This window comes from Paenibacillus glycanilyticus (genome assembly GCF_030161375.1).
In the GTDB taxonomy this organism is placed as follows: Bacteria; Bacillota; Bacilli; order Paenibacillales; family Paenibacillaceae; genus Pristimantibacillus; species Pristimantibacillus glycanilyticus_B.
In genome coordinates this window covers 40,727-60,439 of the sequence record NZ_BSSQ01000005.1, presented here as the reverse complement: position 1 = coordinate 60,439, position 19,713 = coordinate 40,727, and the positions used below count along the sequence as shown (strand labels likewise).

Here is a 19,713-nt window from a genome sequence, read left to right as displayed (position 1 = left end):
TAGCCTTCGGAATATGGAAGGCAAATATAATAAAGGTAGGGATAATTCCATGAAGAGAAATTGGAAGCTCGCAGGCGCAGCGCTATTGGTTGCCATTGCAGTGCCGGTGTCTGCTTATGCGGCAGACAATAATCTGAACAGCCAATCGCAAGATGAGAAGAAAGCAAGTTTTGCGGATGGTCAAACAACAAAGCCAGCTGGTAAGCCAGGAGAAACAGTCAAAAATGTTAAGCAAGAAGGGAATGACTGGAATCTGGTTGTTGCTAAGAAGGAGAGCTCCGCAGCTGCACAGGGGAAAGAGGATAAGCAGATCCGCGAGGAAGGAATTAGAATAGATTTTCAACAGATCGCTGCTACAAAGCTTGGCTTAGATAAGGAAGCTTTCCAAAAGGCGCTTGAGGCTGGGAAGTCACTGGCTGATATCGCGGAAGGGCAAGGGAAAGAGGTTCAACCGCTGATTGATGAATTAACAAAGGAAATCAGTGACGAGATTCAGTCGAAGAGTACGAAGAGCCTTTCGGATGAAGAGAAAGCGAACGTTCGCAAGAAAGCAGCAATGGAAGCTGATAGGGTATTCAAGACTCCTCTAAACAAGGAGCAAGAAGTGAAAGATCAGGGGATTGGCGAATATAATATGCAAGCGGCTTTTGAGTTGTTAGGCATTGATAAAGCGACCTTCGCCGAACAAATTCAAGCAGGCAAATCATTTGTTGATATTGCTAAGGATCACGGTGTATCCCGTCAGAAGCTCATTGATGCCTTAATGTCCGACTTTACTGCCAAAATCGCTTCTATACAAGCAACAGGCGATATTACGCAAGATCAAGCCAATCAGAAGAAGCAAGCCGTGCTGAAAGACATTGAGGATTTTGTTGATCATACACAGACGATGTTTGTCGTAAAAGAAGAGAAATAAGCTTAATGAAGGCTGCCACTGGCAGTCTTTTTAGTTCCCTCATTTTGTTTAGACTTTACAAGAAAGTGGATGAAATGGATGTCTATAGGTTATATTTGGGGCCCTATTTAGAAAGTCTTAATTAATGTGTTTAATATAGTTAAATATACAGGTTATTGTGCTTGACACTTGTCCGTTTTCTCCATTATATTATTGATTATGATTATCATTCACAACGGAGAAAAAGGGGATTAATATTATCATGAGAACACCGAAATTATTTGGTAGCGTAGCGATCGTTACAACAATAGCGATTGGATTGATGGGTTGTTCTTCAAACTCGAATAATACAAATACAAATACGAATGCGAATGCGGGAAATAGCTCGGCAGCATCGGAAGCTCCTGCTAACGCATCTACTGCGGCATTTAATGCAACAATTGATACAAAGTTTGGACAAATTAATATTACGGAAGAGCCTAAACGAATTGTCGCTCTTGGGTGGGGCGATGCTGAGACTGCTCTTAGCCTTGGCGTACAACCTGTAGGCGCAAGCGACTGGCTTGCGTTTGGCGGAGAAGGCGTTGGCCCATGGCTTAAAGGTGCATATACGACTCCTCCAACGATCTTGGGAACAACAGAGCTTGATTATGAGCAGATTGCAGCACTTAAACCGGACCTGATCCTGGACGTGAAGTCATCCGGTGACGAGACTCGTTATAAACGTCTTTCTGAAATCGCTACGACAGTTGATGTTCCTGTCAACGGAGATAACTATTTGACTTCTACAGAGGATCAAGTCCACATCATCGCTAAGGCGCTTGGTAAGGAAGAAGAAGGTGAAGCCCTGCTGAAAAAAGTAGATGAAGCGTTCACGAAAGCAGCAAGTGACAACCCAGAATTCAAGGATAAAGAAGCGGTAGTAGCAGCTTATTCTTCTGATGGGTTTGGTGCCTATGTAAAAGGCGATGCTCGTATCGATTTCATGACTCGACTTGGCTTTAAGACAAAAGAAGAAGTTGAAAAACAAGCTAGCGGCAATTTCTACATTCCAGTGTCGGACGAGCAACTTCAGCTTCTGGATTCCGATGTAACGGTTGTTATGCCAATTTGGGTAGATCCTACAGAAATTACTAATAATAAGTTGTTCCAAAAAATCCCGTCCGTTGTTGATGGTAGATCGATTATCCTGGATGCGGATACGGCTAATGCTTTCTCGACAGGAACGGTGCCTTCTTTGCTCTGGACAATCGAGAACTTGACCCCTCAAATTAAAAAAATCGTAACAGCTGGAGAGTGAGCGTAGTGATACCGGCAAAGCAGCCAAAGGATGAAGCAGCACAAAAAGTACAGGTTACAACTCCAAGGCTGCTTTCGGGCTTAATGGTTGCCATCTTGATTTTGTTGGCAGCAGTGTTCTTAAGCCTAATGATCGGATCCAAAGCGCTATCCTTCGGAGTCGTGTGGGATGCGCTGTTCTCGAACTCCGATAGTTACGACAGTACAATTGTTCTTGAGTCGCGGTTGCCCCGAACTCTGATTGCTCTTGCTGTAGCTCCGGCATTCGGACTTTCGGGTGCATTAATTCAAGCTTTAACACGAAATCCATTGGCTGATCCAGGCATTCTAGGTGTGAGTGCTGGAGCAGCCTTTGCTGTTGCTTTGGGGGTTGGCGTTTTCTCGGTAAGCACCATGTCGGGTTATACCTGGTTCGCTCTGGCCGGTGCATTGCTAGCGACTTTAATTGTCTATGTCATTAGTGGCGGTGCTGGCCGAAAAGCGCCTACGCCCATCCAAATTACACTCGCTGGGGTTGCTCTAGGAGCAGCCTTAAGTGGCATAACGACGGCATTAACCCTGATGAATAGCGCTGCTTTCTCGCGAATGTTGAACTGGACGGTAGGTTCGCTAGCAAGAAAAGAGCTAAATGATCTTTGGATTGTTGTTCCGCTGCTTGTCATTGGCGTCATATTGGCTCTGGTTATTTCTCCCGCTCTGAATGCCATTGCCTTTGGTGAGGACCGTGCCTCATCATTAGGGGTAAACGTGTTGCTAGTCCGTAGCGTTGGATTGATTGCAATTACATTGCTAGCAGGCGGCGCAACAGCAATTGCTGGACCAATCGGATTTATTGGACTTATGATTCCCCATTGCGTGCGCTGGTTTGTTGGGCCAAGTCAGCCATGGATCTTCCTGTATTCTCTGGTTACAGCACCTATCGTCCTGCTGCTTGCGGATATAATCGGAAGGGTCGTTATTTCTCCTTCGGAAGTTCCGGTTGGAATTATTATGGGGTTTGTTGGCGCACCTATTCTGCTTATACTTGTTCGAAGACGTTCAGCGAGTAGGTTATGAAGAATGGAACAATTCGAGCTTGTCAGCAAGAAGGAGTGACTCGTGTGCCGCGTATACAATTTGGCAGGCGTTACATACGGCTAAAATGGCCGATTCAGATGCGGATTGATGTAAAAAATCTTACGGTTACGGCTATATTGGCCGGAGCGATCTTAGTACTCGCTCTTTATGGATTAATGGCGGGGACTATGCAACTTAGCCTTAAGGATTTATGGCAGGTGTTTAGTGGTGAAGCGGCAAAAATGACAAGCACAATCGTCATTAATTGGCGGTTGCCAAGAATTATTGCGGCGGTTGTATTTGGTGCGGGACTAGCTGTAAGCGGCGCTGTATTTCAATCCTTAACCCGCAACCCGTTAGGCTCTCCCGATATTGTAGGCTTCACATCAGGCTCTTACACGGGTGCCCTTATAGTTATTCTTATTTCCAAGTCTGCTTCGTTCCTAGGAATTGCGGCTGGTGCTCTAATTGGAGGATTCACAACCGCAATCCTTATTTATTTGCTTGCATTTCGTAAAGGCACGCAAGGTTTTCGTCTCATTATCGTTGGCATAGCGGTATCCACCATTTTAAGCAGTCTGAACTCCATGCTTCTGCTAAGAAGCAAAGCCGAAGTTGCATTAACTGCAGCGGCATGGGGAGTGGGTTCGCTTAACGGAATTAGCTGGGATCAGGCTACGCCCGCCATGTTAATTGTCGTTGTATTGCTTATCTTTGCTGCAGTGATGAACAGGCCGTTAAGAGAGATGGAGCTAGGCGGGGATGCGGCTAAGTCGCACGGCATTCGGATCGAGCCAACGCAGCTTGTATTAATTCTTATTGCGGTGGTTCTGACAGCAGCACCGACGGCAGTAATGGGGCCCGTTAGCTTCGTGGCTCTGGCCGCGCCTCAAATCGTATTCCGCTTAACCAAATCCGCTCAAAGTTTTGCGCCAGCCGCGGCTATGGGAGCCTTATTATTGTTAGGCGCGGATATTGTGGCACAGAGAATCATTTCAGGAACCATTCTACCTGTTGGCGTAGTCACATTGTCACTTGGAGGATGTTATCTTGTATGGGTATTGTTTCGGCAGGCACGCTCAGCAATGTAGCAGCTGGAATGTAAGTCGGCTATAGGGTGGACTGACACTTTATGCATTACGAAATGCTGATGGAAAGTAGATGAATGAATGATGAATACGATAACCGCAAATATTGAACGGAAAAAGACGTTGCAAGCGGAGTCTCGACTTTCGGCGGAAAACGTTACTATTAAATACGACGAGCGGGTTATATCTAGTAATCTAAGCGTTAAGATACCTGATGGCTCGTTTACCGTGATTGTTGGACCCAATGCTTGCGGCAAATCTACTCTTCTTCGGACACTGTCCAAATTACTTAAGCCTTCAGCAGGGCAAGTCGTATTGGATGGCAAAGGCATCACCACGTATAAATCCAAAGAAGTAGCCCGTATTCTTGGTTTGCTCCCACAATCTTCAACGGCTCCGGATGGAATTACCGTGGCGAATCTGGTCGCGCATGGGCGGTACCCTTATCAGAGCTTCATCAAGCAGTGGTCTGATGAGGATGAAGCGGCAGTACAGTCTGCCATGGAATTGACTGATACGCTCGAGATTTCGCATCGTTACGTCGACGAGTTGTCAGGGGGCCAGAGACAACGAGTTTGGGTTGCCATGGTGTTAGCGCAGCAGACGCCGATTCTGCTGTTGGATGAACCTACAACTTATTTGGACATTGCCCACCAGATTGAACTTCTGGAGCTGTTTAAAGATCTTAATCTACAAGGCCGAACGATTATTGCCGTATTGCATGATTTAAATCATGCGGCGAGATATGCCAATCACATTATTGCCATGAAGAATGGCCAGATGATTGCGCAAGGAGATCCTCGCGAAATCGTTACAGAACAAATCGTGGAAGAAGTATTTGGTTTGAAGTGCAAAGTAATAGACGATCCCGTATCACATACCCCTCTCGTTGTTCCTTTAGGAAAAGTTCGTTAAGTCGCATGATATGCGGCTTTTTTTGTTCTCATGAGGTATAACTAGAAGTTCATTCCATTGACAATAAAATGAATGGCAAACTATAATTGATAATGATTATCAGTGAGATTGGAAGGAAGGAGCAGATTTGAAATTGAACGCAATAAAGGAAATTCAAAAGAAGTTGCTGCATTCTAAGATTGAGATTATTGAAGCAACCAAATCTCAAACCGTGCCGGATTGGGCAAATCATATAAATTCCTTAAACCATCAAACGATTATGTTTGTGGTAAAAGGTGAAGGCGAACTATATTTCAGCGAGCACACGGAGCAAATTGAAAAAGATGCTCTTTTTTTATTTCTACCTGGTACGACCGTAAGGATGAATGTGAATGATAATAAGCCACTATTATTGTTCTGGATTCATTTCGACCGATACGCATTATCACACAAAACGAAAGAAAAGTTGGAGTTTCATCTCGATGATTCTTTCCCGGCGCAAGGGAAATTGCGAATGGCCGGCAGTAATGCGATGCGTATTATGGGGCTGCTTATGTCAAATGCAGAGATTGAGACGGGAGGGCGTAGAAGTTTATACGGTCAACAGCTGTTATTTGACCTGCTTCATGACATACTGGAAGATTCGGCATTCAAAGACGATAGCGAGTCCAGAAGGAGATTACAAGCAACGATCGGGTACATGCTGCACCATTATCAGGACAATGTTCAAATGAGCGAAATTGCCGGTATAGGACAGTTTCATCCATCCTACTTCTCGCAAATATTTAAACAAATGATGGGGAAGACCCCCATGGCTTTCTTAACGGACTTGAGGATGAACAAGGCGAAGGAGTTACTGTTGACGACAAATAATCCTATTTCAGATATTGCAACAAGTGTTGGGTATAACGATGCCTTTTATTTCAGCCGGCGGTTTAAAGAAAAGTATGGACACTCACCAAGTGTGTTTATTCATAAGAGAGAAGTCAAGACGATATCGCTTTCTTCCCCCTATACCGATCAGCTCTATACGTTAGGCCATATTCCTCAAGCTGCCCAAATCTACCGTACTCTCCCCATAGAAACACAAGAATTGTTGCTTCCGGAACACGGAGCCGACCCCTGGAATGCGAACAGGGAAGTATTCATGAAGGCAAAACCAGACTTAATCTTATGCAAAGACAATGTACTCGGCAAGGCCAAAGAGCACATTAATGATATTGCTCCAATCGTTTCGATTCCATGGGCTAGCAGTGATGTTTATCAGCATATGAATATGATCTCCGAATTAGTAAATTGCCAACAAATGGCGAGTAATTGGTTGAACAACTATGAGAAGCGGGCAGAGATTTGGCGCAGAAAAATTAAGAGTAAAATCGGAGGCGCAACCGTTGCTGTGTGCGTATGCCGTGACCGTGAACTGCGTATGTACGGCGCTAGAAACATTGGACATGTATTTTACAGATCTCTAAATTTATCGGCACCGGACAAAATTTCAAAGCAAATGAATCCATTTCCAGCAGGAACGGGCTTTACCTGGACCGCCATTTCTCCAGATGACATAAAAGATTATGAAGCTGATTTTTTGTTTGTGGCCGTTGATAAAGATCGCGATAAACAAAAAGTTATGCATTGGATACATACAAATAGGTTTTGGGCAAGCCATCCAGCGGTTCTTTCTAATCGGTTGGTATTTATAGATCGGGAGAAATGGATCATGTATTCACCTTCTGGCCTTTCTTATCAGCTGGATGAAGCCGGTTATTTACTCCTTGGACATAAATAATGCCGATCTAAATTTATTCGAGCCTATATCTTAAAAATGTTCATGTACGGAAAAAATGAATACCTTATAATGAAAATGATAATTCTTATCATTTGGAACAGGGAGGATCAATATAAAGACGGAATGAGAAAGATGGAGGGTAACTTTGCATTTGTTTTATATTTGCTGGCCGCGACAGCGGGTTTAGCAGTAAGTTTGTTTGTTTCCATTTCTTATGGGGCTAAGGATTTGACACTGTCTACCGTGTGGTCTGGCGTATTCCATTACAACCCGGATATAACCTCGCATCAAATTGTTCATGATATAAGATTGCCGCGTATATTGGGAGCAGCTCTAGTAGGCATGGCATTTGCTGTGGCTGGCGCGATTATGCAAGGGGTTACGAGAAATCCGATGGCTGACACTGGTATATTAGGCGTTAATGCAGGTTCAACGTTTGTTGTCGTTCTATGCTTTGCCTTTTTGCCGAACTTGTCCTACTCGGTCCTTATTGTTTTTTCTTTTTTAGGAGCTGCTTTAACGACGGTTATGATACTTGCGCTTGGATCATTATCACCCGGTAGACTAAATGCATTGCATTTAACGATTGCGGGAGCTGTGGTTGCAGCCATTTTGCATTCTTTTAGTACAGGGATTGCGATCTATTTTGCTTTAAGCCAAGATTTAGCCTTTTGGTATGCCGGAGGGGTCGCAGGGGTTACTTGGGAGCATTTGAGAGTACTTGCGCCAATCATAATTCTCGCAATCGTGTGGGCGGTTTCAATGGGGCGTTCCATCAGCTTTTTATCCTTGGGGGAAGAGACGGCAATGAATCTTGGACTTCGTGTCCAGTATGTCCGAATTATGGGGCTAACGATTGTTGTTTTGTTAGCTGGCGCTTCCGTGTCAGTAGCAGGAGCTGTTGGTTTTGTAGGTCTCATTGTTCCGCATATAGCCCGCAAATTAATAGGAGTGGATTATCGTAAAATTATTCCTCTCTCCGCGATTTTAGGGGCTATTTTGCTCATCTGGGCTGATTTTGCGGCCCGAATGGTTAATCCGCCTAGAGAGTTTGCATTAGGGGCCATGGTGTCTCTGGTAGGAGTCCCTTTCTTTCTTTATTTAGCCCGTAAAGAAAGGAGATCGTTATAAATTGAATGTAAAAGAACAATCGGAGATGAGAAGGAAACGGGCGATTGTAATTGCAGTTGCGCTTGGTTTACTGGGAGCGGGAGTTGTTCTGTTCAGTCTGAACACCGGTTCAATCCGGCTGTCCCCTTCAAGCGTCATGAAAGCTCTATTTGGTTACGGTTCACCTGAGGAAACCATGATTTTGTATGAATATCGCATGCCTAGAATAATCGTTACCTTACTTGCTGGTGTTGGCCTTGGAGTAGCCGGAGCAGTGTTTCAAGGGATCTCAAGGAATTCTCTTGCAGACCCGGGTATTTTGGGGATCCATGCCGGAGCGGCTTTTGGATTAATGATATATGTTTCCTTTTTCCGTACGCTGGAAGGACCTGCAACTTTGATGATTCCGCTGTTTACTCTTCTTGGGGGCACAGGCATCGCAATTGTTATTTTTTTGCTAGCCTACGACCGCTATCGGGGGTTGATGCCCATTCGGCTCCTATTGGTAGGTATAGCTATAGAAGCGGGGTTTAGCTCAATAACTCTTCTATTGTCTTTGCGTTTGGATGAGAACACTTATGCATTTGCCGCAAGATGGTTGGCAGGTAATGTATGGGGTAGAGACTGGATCCATGTGTGGACCCTGCTTCCTTGGATTTGCCTATTCGTTCCGCTAATTTTTTATCGCTCGCGCCTATTAGATCTGTTTACTCTTGGTGACGAAATGGCAGCGGGGCTGGGAAGCGCGGTAAATAGAAATCGATTCGTGCTGCTTATGTTTGCTATCGCTTTATCTTGCGCGAGCGTGGCGATGGTAGGCGGAATAGGGTTTATCGGACTAGCTGCCCCTCATATTGCGAGAAAGCTCGTGGGAGCACAGCATAGGTATCTATTGCCCATATGCGCTATGGTTGGTCTTGTTATTTTGGTTACCGCAGATACAATCGGGCGTTCTTTCTTTCAACCGAATGCAATTCCGGCTGGTGTTGTTGTTGCGGCAATTGGCGGTCCCTACTTTCTGTATTTATTATTTATTAAGAAAAAAACATCACTTTGATCATACACGGAGGTTTAAAATCGATGAAAAGCAAACTAAGTTTGATTGGGGTATTAGCATTAATAATAACTATTCTTTCTGCTTGTGGCGGACAAGCAAAATCTAATTCAACCTCGGAAGGAGCATCTGCCGGCGATGTACAGCAAGTGGATCCGAATTCCAAAATCGCTTCTATGTCGATCCATATGACGAACAATCTGCTGGCGTTGGGAATCAAACCGGCTGGATCAGCGATAGGCGGCGGTGTTGGAGATTTTCTGCCCCATGTGAAAGATATGCTTCAAGGAACCGTTAAGCTTGGCGTAGTGACGGAACCAGATATGGAAGCCGTTCTTGCGCTTAAACCGGACTATATCTTTATTGAGGAGCAATTTGGTGGGCAGGACCGCGCCAAACTTGAGAAGATCGCTCCAGTCGTGAGTATGGATTTGGATCAAGGAACTTGGAGAGACCAATTAAAGCAAGTTGCTGCGGTAGTCGGAAAGAGCAAAGTAGCCGATGAATTTGTGAAGGCATATGACGAGAAAACAACGCGTGTACGCAAATTAATTTCGGATGAACTGGGAAGCAATGCCAAGGTAATGGCTATTCGCGTATCCGCAAAAGAGCTTCGGGTTATGAGTACAAGTCGACCAGTAGGGCCTATTATGTTTGAAGATTTACAGTTAACCCCGGCAATCGGTGTAGACAAAATTGCTGAAGATGAACCGTATGAGGTTATTTCCAAAGAAGTGTTGCCCGACTTTGATGCCGATGCGATCTTCTTGATTGTGAATGATGACGATAATGCTAAAAAGGCTTATAACGAACTCGAGAAGAACCCGCTATGGGAGAATCTCAAAGCAGTTAAGAACAATCATGTCTATACCCTCGATGGGCAAAAATGGCTAGACTATTCTTCGCTTGGACAAAGCATGGCTATGGACGATATGGAACAATTGCTTGCAAAACAATAATTTTTAATAAGCGTTACCTATCCATTGAACAATCGATAGGTAACGCTTATTTTTTTATGGAGATTGCCTCCCGCATTTACCGGTTAGGAACCGGCTACTCTATTAAACTTTACTATTTCTACATCTCTTAGTTGACCTGGAATTAACAATTATATGATAGATTGGATTGGCATTCATACTACTTCAGAAAAAGGATGACATACATGACGGTCTGGCGAGGGCGTTTCTTTCTTTCGATTTTCATGGTGCTGCTAGCGCTTCTGTCAGGTCAGCATAGAGCGGATGCTCATGCCTACAGCGCGATTTATACCGTATTGGAACTATACGAATCCAATACGGAGCTTACTTATTCCCTGGATGTCAAGTCGGTCATAGAGCTTGTCGGGGGCGATAACAATAAGGACGGAGAACTAGATCCGAAGGAATTCGCTGAGGTCGATGAGCAACTGCTGGCGATTCTGAAGAGCGACCTTGTTTTGAAATATAACGGGGAAAGCACGGCCTGGCCTCCAAATGAGAGTCTGAGTTTGCACGGAAAAAAGGTGATTCTGAAAGCTTATTTCCCGGCGGTAACGGCAAACCAGTTGATCCAGTTGACTGATCAATTGAATATGAAGGACACATTGGGCAATTATATTAACTTGCTGTCGATTTATTACGGGACCGAGCGAAGCACTGCGGTACTCTCGGGCAGCAACCAGACCTGGTCGCTGCAAATGACGGACAATGATTTTGCTTCATTAAAGCCGGGCGATGCTGAACCTGAGCAGCAACAGTCTGAGGAATCAGCTACATCAAGCTCAACGAGCGGCTGGTTTTCGTTTTTTGTGCTGGGGATGAATCATATTTTATCGGGATTTGACCACCTTTTGTTCTTATTCTCCCTGCTCATCGCAAGGCAAACGTTCAAGCAATATGCGGGAACAATAACAGCGTTCACGATTGCGCATTGTATTACATTGGCCTTGAGCGTAACAGGGGTGATTCATGTCCCTTCCAGTATTGTAGAGCCGGCTATTGCACTAAGCATTTGTTATGTCGCTTTGGACAATTTGATTCGCAAGAAAGTGAACTATCGGTGGGTTTTGACTTTCATCTTCGGATTGATCCATGGGATGGGCTTTGCGGACATCTTGATAGAAATGAACATTCCAAAGAGCGAACTGGCTGTGGATCTGATTAGTTTTAATCTCGGCATTGAATCCGTCCAAGTGATCATCATTGCATTGGCGCTGCCTGTGCTCGCTCTTCTGTATCGCTGGAGACACGCGGGATACGTGGCAGTTACCTGCTCGGCGGCGGCTCTAATGTTAGGCGGCCTATGGCTGGTCGAGCGTGTCGTTTATTATGTTTAATCATTTGCATATCGCAAGAAAGTACGCCATTTGAGGCGTGCTTTTTTTTGCGTTATCAACTTCAAGCAATTATGCCGCTTTTACAAACACTTCACCAAAACTTGTGCGGCAAATAACAATTGACTACTAAAATATATTTGTATTGTTCAAAGGGGGATTTCATTGATGACAGATAGACAGATCAAACAACCAATCGTTTGGGTGTCATTCGCGATTGTATTTATTGTAGCGGCGATCTTCGTCGTTATTCAGGCTGAAACCAAGAAAAACAGTGACGAAACGATTTTATACCCCGTCCAAGTTGATGGGAAATGGGGCTATATCAATAAAGCAGGAAAGATAGCCATAGAACCTATTTATACATTGGCGGAGGACTTTCATGAAGGCGTCGCCGTCGTTCAGGTGAAGGACGAATCGAATAGCAGTGAAGATGGAGAAGAACAAAATAATATAAAGGTTGGTGTCATTGATGCTGCCGGGAAGATGATTGTCAAACCGGAGTATTCGGCGATTAGTACGTTTAGCGACGGAGTAGCCGGTGCAATAAAACTGGATGAGGACACCTATAGTCTACAATATTTTGTACTGAATACAAAAGGCAAGGTTGTAAGCACGTTGCCCGAAGATATGAATATCGTTTCTATGCTGCTTATTGGAAATCATATGCCCACGCAAAGCGACGGATTAATTCTAGTCCAAGATGAACCTACCGAAATGTATGGCTATATTAATTCCCGCGGAACAATGATCATCCCTTATCAATATGAACAGGCGTATAGCTTCTCGGATGGCTTGGCTCTCGTCATGAAAGACAAGCATTATCAGTACATAGACAAGACGGGGAAAGTCATCATTGATGCGAGCAAGTACGTGAACGGGAAAAGTTTCTCGGAGGGCTTAGCAGCCGTAGCCGTTAAGAATACGGAAACGTCCGCCGCTTTATACGGATACATCGATACAAAAGGCAACATGGTGATACAACCTAAATTTGCTGTAGCATACGGCTTTTCAGAAGGACTTGCCAAGGTAGGCGTTGGCGGCAGCATTAATCAATATTCAATAGGGTATATAGACAAGTCCGGCGCCTATAAACTTGGCCCCGACTTAGATGATAGCTTTGATGAAACCCTGTTCTCGGAAGGCTTGGCTGCCATAAATGACGGAGCTGGCGGGTATATGGATAAGGAAGGGACTCTTAGCATTCATCAGGTTGTTCAGAAAGAAAATGACAATATTCTTAGACATAATAATGCCGGGCCATTCAGGAACGGAATTGCAAGATTAAGCTTCTCGGATGGAAGGATCGGCTATATCGATACAACCGGAAATTATATATGGGATCCAAGAAACTAGCTTACGGTTTGTGAAAATAGGAGCACGAAAGTGCGAATATTTAACAATAAATATTCAACAAGGAGAGAGGACATGAAAGGGTTAAACAAAGCTTGGTTAAGTATTGGCATGGCATGCTTATTAGTAGTAAGCAGTATAATGCCGGCATTGCCCACGGCAACCGTATTTGCGGCAATCAATGGCAACAAATCCGTTGAGAATCCGCCTCAAAGCATGGAAGGAAAAGCGGAAATTGCAACATGGAACTACGGAAGTACGGGGGAAGTAACGGCTGCTAACGGAAATTTTGGAGCAACAAGCGGTTATTACAAGACGCTGGATGCTTCCAATCCAACTCTGCAATTATTTAAAAATAACGCGCAAGTTACTTCAGGCCTTACCTATTCGTCAGCCTCTATTTCAACTTCGGGTTTTAATGGACAGGCCGACAAAGGGTATTGGTATCTGAAGACCTCTACCGAAGGATTTAAAGATCTGATTTTTAATTTCGGCGCTCGTTCTTCCGGCACGGGTCCCCGCGATTTCAATACGGAGTGGAGCACCAACGGTACGGACTGGACCGTATTCGGCAATCCGCTTGACACGGGCTACACCGTAAAGATCGAGAGCACGTCCCTTGAGCAGTTTGGTATGGCTTTACCTGCAGAGGCCGCCAACCAAAGTGCGTTATATATTAGAGTGATTCAGAAATCGGAAGTCTCAGAAGGAGGCGGCACAGTAGGTTCGGGCGGTACCAGCAATATTAACGGCGTTCAAATCTACGGTGCCAAGATTCCGGAACTTACTACGCCAACCGTAACGGCAACGCCGAATACAACCGGCGCCATCTTGGATGTTACGCCAATCTCTTTATCCAATGCGGATGCAAATGCGCAAATCTTCTATACAACAGACGGAACGACTCCAGCGACAACCGTCGGCGGTTCTACCAAATTATACACAGCGCCTTTCACGGCTCTTTCCGAAGGCGGATTTACGGGAACCAACCCTTTTGTCGTTAAGGTTGTAGCGAAGTCTTCAACGCTTCTGCCAACAGACGTCCTTACTTTATCCTACAATCAGCAGACCATCACGCCAAACGCGGACGCCAAGAAGCTGTCTGCCGGGGAGTATGTATGGGTTAAAGGCATTGGTACTTACTTGAACGGGAATACGAGCCTTTATATGCAGGACGGAATGAATGCCGGCAGCGGTATCCTTATTTTTAAAGGTGGCGCAAACCTCTCTTCTTATGTAGGCAAGGAAATCTATGTTTACGGGAAAACAACGCTGTTTAACGGCTTGATGGAAATTGTACCGGATGATGTGGCAACAAATGTAGTTGTGCGTAGCAGTAATCCGACACCTCCAACTCCAATCAAAATCATGTTCAGCCAACTCGAGGACAGAACTTATGAGGGAATGCTGGTTGCATTCGACACGGTTAAACTCGACAATGTCGGTGGAACTAATAGTGCAAGTTACTTTAATCATGCAGTAAGCCAAGCTGGTATAACATCTGCTTTGCGGAGCAAAGGTATCGATAGTACAGTTGGCGTCAACGGAAGTTATGTAAACATTACGAATGCCGTTGCAAGTTATTACAATGGCGTACAGCTGTTTTCCTCAAACGCGGCAGATATCGTAGCTACTACGGCACCGACCGTTGAGTTTATGGCTGCCAGCGTACCTACCAGAACGGCAGTGCCGCTTAATTCGAAAGTGACCTTGTCCACTCCAACAACTGGCGCGACCATAACGTACAGCGTAAACGGAGGAAATGCCGTAACGAGTACCGGCAACTCGGTCGAAGTTACAGTGGATGCCTTCCTTAGCGGAACGGCAACGATTACGGCAACAGCTTCGGACGGCACGTATACAACAGCGGCTCAGACTTTTACCTATACGCAAAGCAAGGCCGCTAACGTAATCGCAAACCCAGGAAGCTCTGCCATCACAGCCGCAACTCCTGTCGCATTAACATCATCTACGGCAGATGCAACCATTCAGTATTCGATTTACAAAAATTCTTATACGTCCACAGACGGTACGCTAGTGGGCACAGCCGATCAAACCTATTCGGCTCCTATTGCGATGGATGCTTCTTATTTCCCGGTAAGAATCGTTGCCAAGGCAACGCTTGCCAATTATTTGGACAGCGATTCTACAACCTTTACCTACACGGCGAAGAAAGCCGCCGGCGGGGAGAAGAACTATTACGGTTCCCTTCACGCGCATACGATTAACTCGGACGGTCTAGGCACTTTGCCCGAGGCTTATGCTTACGCAAGAGATGAAGGTAAATTCGATTTCTTTATCGTAACGGACCACTCCAATTCTTATGATACGGCATCTTATGATGTCACGAAGGACCATAACATTAATGATTACAACTCAAGCAATGCCGCTTGGCTTGCCGGCAAGAAGGCAGCGGAGGATGCAGCCACTCCTGCTTTCGTAACCGACTACGGCTTCGAGATGACATGGTCCGGCGGTCCCGGCCACATGAATACGTTCAACACCACAGGTTTTGTCAGCCGTAACAACGCGACCTTAAATAACAAGACGAACGATGGCGGCCTTCAAACCTACTATAAAATGCTTGAGAGTACGCCGGGCTCGATCTCGCAGCTTAATCATCCCGGCACTACATTCGGCAACTTCTCGAATTTCGGCTATTACGAGGATGAGATTGACGATAAAGTAACGCTTGTTGAAGCAGGTAACGGCGAAGGCGCCGTTGGCTCCGGCGGATACTTCAGGTCGGTAGACCAGTTTGTTCTGGCTTTGGATAAAGGATGGCACGTAGCCCCAACCAACAACGGCGATAATCATAAAAAAGGCTGGGGAACATCCAATACCATCGCGACGGTTGTTTACACAAACGACTTTACGTTAAGCGGCATTTATCAGGCATTGCGCGACCGTTCCGTATGGTCGACGGAGAACAGAGACTTAGACGTTACCTATCATCTGAATGACGGCAAGGACACCTATAGCATGGGCGCCATATTGGATACTGCCCCTGCAACCGCGGATATTACGATAACGGCTAGCAATAGAAATCCTGACGTAGCGACCAGCGATATCGCATCGATCCAGCTGATCAGCACAGGCGGAGCTATCGTTGATCAGAAGAATTACCCTGTCGGAACGAATAACGCGGATTACACCTATTCGATGAACGCGCCGACTCCGGGCTATTATTTCGCAATCGTTACGGACAACAAAGGATTCATCGCTGTCACGGCGCCAATCTGGCTTGGTTCTGCGCCGAAGGTCGGCATTACCTCGGTGAGCAACAGCTCGACTATGCCAGTTACTACAGAAGCATTAAATTTAACGACTAATTTCTTCAACAACGAAAGTACGGCTGTCACTCTTAAATCTATTTCTTATGAGGTAGACGGAGATTCCGGAGCGAGCCAAACGTTTACGCCGGGTACAAGCATCGCATCCTCGGGCAACGCGAATCATGTATTCAGCTATACGCCAACGACTGCGGGAACCAAGACTATCACGATTAGCGCCGTTATTACGGTGAACGGTGTAGACAAGACGTATACGGCAACCAGTACGATGAAGGTTAGCAACATAGATTCCGTCTCGTATGTGGGGCTAGATGCTTCGCATGGCAATGAATACGTCAGCGGAGGAAGCTATCCGAACTCCATGGGCAATATGATGACACTCGCCGGATCAAACGGCGTAAGAGTTGTACAGCTCAATACTTCGGCCCAATTAATCGCGGCAACCAGCAATCCGAAATATAAAATGATCATCTTGAATGCCCCATCCAGAAAAAGCGTTAGCGCATGGTTAAATCCGGTGAACTATTCCGCTGAGGAAATCGCGGCGCTCAAAGCCTTCTCGGAGAACGGGAATACGCTAGTCTTCGGAAATATCGCAGACTACGCGGAAATCTCAAACGCGGACTCGGCATCGCCTAAGAAACATATGTCCGAACTGCAGAATGACGTTCTGGCAGCCATCGGTTCCACGCTACGCGAAGGCGACGATGAGGTTATGGACGATGATAAGAACGGCGGACAAGCGTATCGACTGTATCCGACGGAGCTCAATTTAAATAATCCGTTGATGCAAGGCGTTGTTGACGGACAGACCTACAGCCAATATTCAGGTTCTACGATTTATGCCGTTGATCCGACGACTGGCAAGAGAACCTCAACATTGCCTACAACGGTCAGCCCGCTCGTCTTCGGATTCCCGACCACTTATTCGGCCGAAACCGACAATGACAACTTTGGTTACGGAACTGGACCGGGCATTGATATCTTCCCATTCGTTGCAGCTGGAACGAATCCACAAACGGATAAGGGAGTAAGTTCGGACAAGCTGTATATTCCGAAGTATGTCAATTCAAACAGCGAGATTGCAACGAATCCGGAAGAAAAGCTGCTCGCGGCATCTGAAGTGATTACGCATTCGAACGGTAAAACTTCGCTTGTTGTCGTTGCCGGCGGATCATTCATGAGTAACTTTGAGATCCAGGTCACGCAAGAAAACGCAGGGACTTTGCCGTATGCCAATTACAATATTATGGATAATCTTTATAAAACGGTTAATCCGCTGACGGTTACAAGCATTGCGGATGCGAAGAATCTGCCGGATGGAACGGAAGTTATTATTGAAGCAACAACAACAAGCGAGGTAAATACGCAAAGCGCAAATCCGGATACAAACAAAGGCTTCTTTGATACGATTTATGCGCAGGATGCAACGGGCGGCATTAACCTATTCCCGGTTGCCTCAGGTATCCAAGAAGGACAAAAAGCAAGGTTTAGCGGCACGATCGCGCATTATCAAGGCGAAGTGGAACTTACGGTAAGCAACTTCACTATTTTGGATCCAAGCATTCATAAGCTTGCGCCAACTTCTCTCACCACAGCTGCTTCCGTGTCCTCTGACAATACGGGACTGTTGGTAAGAACAAGAGGCGTCGTGTCCGATATTTACAAAGACAATGACGGAACAATCAACCAATTTACAATTAATGACGGATCCGGACCGGCCATCGTATTCATTAACGGATACATTACAAAAGGAACGTCGCTTTCCTTCATTACAGAGGGAGCATCCGTTTCCGTAGCCGGTTTGGCTTCGATCGGCGAAGTCGTCAGCGACTCGGATATGCACCCAAGAATCAGGGTCAGAGACCGTGCCGAAATCATGAATGTTTCGTTAACAAGCATTGCGGTGACAACTCTGCCTGCAAAAACGCAATATAAGGTTGGAGAGAGTTTGGATCTTGCAGGACTGGTAGTTACGGCATCCTACAGTGATACAACCAGTAGCCCTGTTGCCATCACATCGGCCAATATTAGCGGATTTGACAGTACAACTACCGGTACTAAGACCGTTACGGTAACGGTTGGCGGCAAGACAACAACATTTAATGTCACGATCGTTTCTGCGTCTACCGTTCCAACGGGTCCGGTAGAAAGCACGCCTGATTATACGGCACAAGTTAATGTTAACGGTTCGAATTCTACGCTGCAGGTCAAGGTTGATAAGAATAACCATAGCGCAACCGTGGATGTTGGCGCAGGCAGCAATCTTATGACAGCTGGGAAAACGACCGTTATCACAGTTCCATCCGTTCCGGATGTTCAAACTTACAGCTTGGACATCCCTGTCCAAAGTCTGAATAAGTCCGATCTGCAAGGCAGCATCGCTTTCACTACCGATAAGGGCAGCGTGACCGTTCCTTCGAATATGCTGACAGGCCTTACTGGCGTAAGCGGAAGCAAAGCGGGCATTTCCATTGGTCAGGGCGATAAATCCGGGCTTCCTGGAGATGTTAAAACCGCAATCGGCGATAAGCCATTGGTACAGATTACTCTGTCTATCGACGGCAAACCGATTGCGTGGAACAACCCTAATGCACCGGTGACGGTATCTATTCCTTATTCTCCGACATCTGCTGAACTTGCTCATCCGGAGAGCATCGTCGTGTGGTACATTGACGACAGCGGCAACGTGATCAATGTTCCTAACGGACATTATGACGCGGTTAACGGCGTGGTTACTTATACTACCACCCATTTCAGCAACTACGCGGTGGCTTATAACAAAGTGAGCTTTAACGATGTTGTTGGAAGCGCATGGTACAGCAAAGCCGTAAGTTTCATTGCGGCAAGAGGCATCACAACAGGGACGGGGAACGGTATTTTCAACCCTGATGCTAAGCTGTCGCGCGGCGATTTTATCGTCCTTATGATGAGAGCCTATGGCATTACCCCGGATACAAACGCGACGGACAACTTCTCGGACGCGGGCAATACTTATTACACCAACTACCTGGCAACGGCCAAACGTCTTGGTATCGCTACCGGCGTAGGAAACAACATGTACGCGCCGGGCAAGGAGATTACCCGTCAAGAGATGTTCACCCTGCTGTACAACGCTTTGAAGGTTATTGGAAAGCTCCCTCAGGGCGAAACCGGCAAGAATCTCTCCGACTTCAATGACTCTGGACAAGTAGCATCATGGGCGACGGACGCGATGACGTTGCTCGTTAAGTCGGGTATCGTTGGCGGCAGCAATGGCAAGCTTAATCCTACTCATACAACTACTAGGGCGGAAATCGCTCAAGTGCTGTATAACTTGTTAGGGAACTAGAAGAGACATGCTTTTATACAAGAAAGAAGCCGCAAATTAGTGGCCTAGAAGACTGTCGAGATCATCTCGACAGTCTTCTTTTTTGTTCAATTGGATGAAAAAAATAACGGTGTATCGAAAAGTGCACCAAATCATAAAACCGTAACCTAGTGAAAGGGCTTACATCGCCCTAAAATAAAACTGATCATACCATCCGCACAAAAGGGGGAAGTCGATGGCAGATAGAGAAACGCTCGTTTCGAA

Annotated in this window: 12 protein-coding genes; all 12 read left to right on the top strand. The window is 45.8% G+C overall.

Translation table 11 applies throughout. The features are described from left to right. Positions 1–13: 13 nt before the first annotated feature. Positions 14–916, top strand: a complete 903-nt coding sequence (locus QQK89_RS06245; protein WP_284237633.1) for a hypothetical protein — start codon at positions 14–16, stop codon at positions 914–916. 241 nt (positions 917–1,157) lie between these two features. Then, the gene (locus QQK89_RS06240; RefSeq protein ID WP_284237632.1) at positions 1,158–2,195 is read left to right on the top strand and encodes an iron-siderophore ABC transporter substrate-binding protein; all 1,038 of its coding nucleotides are present in this window, start codon (positions 1,158–1,160) and stop codon (positions 2,193–2,195) included. A gap of 5 nt (positions 2,196–2,200) precedes the next feature. Continuing rightward, positions 2,201–3,250 (top strand): FecCD family ABC transporter permease, encoded by a 1,050-nt coding sequence (locus QQK89_RS06235; RefSeq protein ID WP_284237631.1) that lies wholly within the window; start codon positions 2,201–2,203, stop codon positions 3,248–3,250. 44 nt (positions 3,251–3,294) lie between these two features. Further along, positions 3,295–4,341, top strand: coding sequence for a FecCD family ABC transporter permease (locus tag QQK89_RS06230; RefSeq protein WP_284237628.1), 1,047 nt, complete (start codon positions 3,295–3,297; stop codon positions 4,339–4,341). Positions 4,342–4,419: 78 nt separating this feature from the next. Beyond that, positions 4,420–5,253, top strand: a complete 834-nt coding sequence (locus QQK89_RS06225) for an ABC transporter ATP-binding protein (protein WP_434481629.1) — start codon at positions 4,420–4,422, stop codon at positions 5,251–5,253. A gap of 127 nt (positions 5,254–5,380) precedes the next feature. Next, the gene (locus QQK89_RS06220) at positions 5,381–7,018 is read left to right on the top strand and encodes an AraC family transcriptional regulator (protein ID WP_284237627.1); all 1,638 of its coding nucleotides are present in this window, start codon (positions 5,381–5,383) and stop codon (positions 7,016–7,018) included. A gap of 123 nt (positions 7,019–7,141) precedes the next feature. Continuing rightward, positions 7,142–8,149, top strand: coding sequence for a FecCD family ABC transporter permease (locus tag QQK89_RS06215; RefSeq protein ID WP_434481631.1), 1,008 nt, complete (start codon positions 7,142–7,144; stop codon positions 8,147–8,149). A 25-nt stretch (positions 8,150–8,174) separates the two neighbouring features. After that, entirely contained in the window at positions 8,175–9,185 is a 1,011-nt protein-coding gene (locus QQK89_RS06210; protein WP_284237885.1) for a FecCD family ABC transporter permease, read from the top strand. Positions 9,186–9,208: 23 nt separating this feature from the next. Next, on the top strand, positions 9,209–10,141 hold the full coding sequence (locus tag QQK89_RS06205) for an ABC transporter substrate-binding protein (protein WP_284237625.1): 933 nt from the start codon (positions 9,209–9,211) through the stop codon (positions 10,139–10,141). A 203-nt stretch (positions 10,142–10,344) separates the two neighbouring features. Beyond that, positions 10,345–11,496: a HupE/UreJ family protein gene (locus QQK89_RS06200; RefSeq protein ID WP_284237624.1), complete on the top strand. Its 1,152-nt coding sequence runs from the start codon at positions 10,345–10,347 to the stop codon at positions 11,494–11,496. 165 nt (positions 11,497–11,661) lie between these two features. Then, entirely contained in the window at positions 11,662–12,849 is a 1,188-nt protein-coding gene (locus QQK89_RS06195) for a WG repeat-containing protein (RefSeq protein WP_284237623.1), read from the top strand. 72 nt (positions 12,850–12,921) lie between these two features. Continuing rightward, positions 12,922–19,470 (top strand): S-layer homology domain-containing protein, encoded by a 6,549-nt coding sequence (locus tag QQK89_RS06190; RefSeq protein ID WP_284237622.1) that lies wholly within the window; start codon positions 12,922–12,924, stop codon positions 19,468–19,470. The last annotated feature ends 243 nt before the right edge of the window (positions 19,471–19,713 follow it).

What these genes read in the sequence shown, in the direction of transcription:
- QQK89_RS06190 (WP_284237622.1), top strand. Translation starts at nt 12,922, where the DNA reads ATGAAAGGGTTAAACAAAGCTTGGTTAAGTATTGGCATGGCATGCTTA.
- QQK89_RS06225 (WP_434481629.1), top strand. Translation starts at nt 4,420, where the DNA reads ATGATGAATACGATAACCGCAAATATTGAACGGAAAAAGACGTTGCAA.
- QQK89_RS06200 (WP_284237624.1), top strand. Translation starts at nt 10,345, where the DNA reads ATGACGGTCTGGCGAGGGCGTTTCTTTCTTTCGATTTTCATGGTGCTG.
- QQK89_RS06215 (WP_434481631.1), top strand. Translation starts at nt 7,142, where the DNA reads ATGAGAAAGATGGAGGGTAACTTTGCATTTGTTTTATATTTGCTGGCC.
- QQK89_RS06245 (WP_284237633.1), top strand. Translation starts at nt 14, where the DNA reads ATGGAAGGCAAATATAATAAAGGTAGGGATAATTCCATGAAGAGAAAT.
- QQK89_RS06195 (WP_284237623.1), top strand. Translation starts at nt 11,662, where the DNA reads ATGACAGATAGACAGATCAAACAACCAATCGTTTGGGTGTCATTCGCG.
- QQK89_RS06205 (WP_284237625.1), top strand. Translation starts at nt 9,209, where the DNA reads ATGAAAAGCAAACTAAGTTTGATTGGGGTATTAGCATTAATAATAACT.
- QQK89_RS06240 (WP_284237632.1), top strand. Translation starts at nt 1,158, where the DNA reads ATGAGAACACCGAAATTATTTGGTAGCGTAGCGATCGTTACAACAATA.
- QQK89_RS06210 (WP_284237885.1), top strand. Translation starts at nt 8,175, where the DNA reads ATGAGAAGGAAACGGGCGATTGTAATTGCAGTTGCGCTTGGTTTACTG.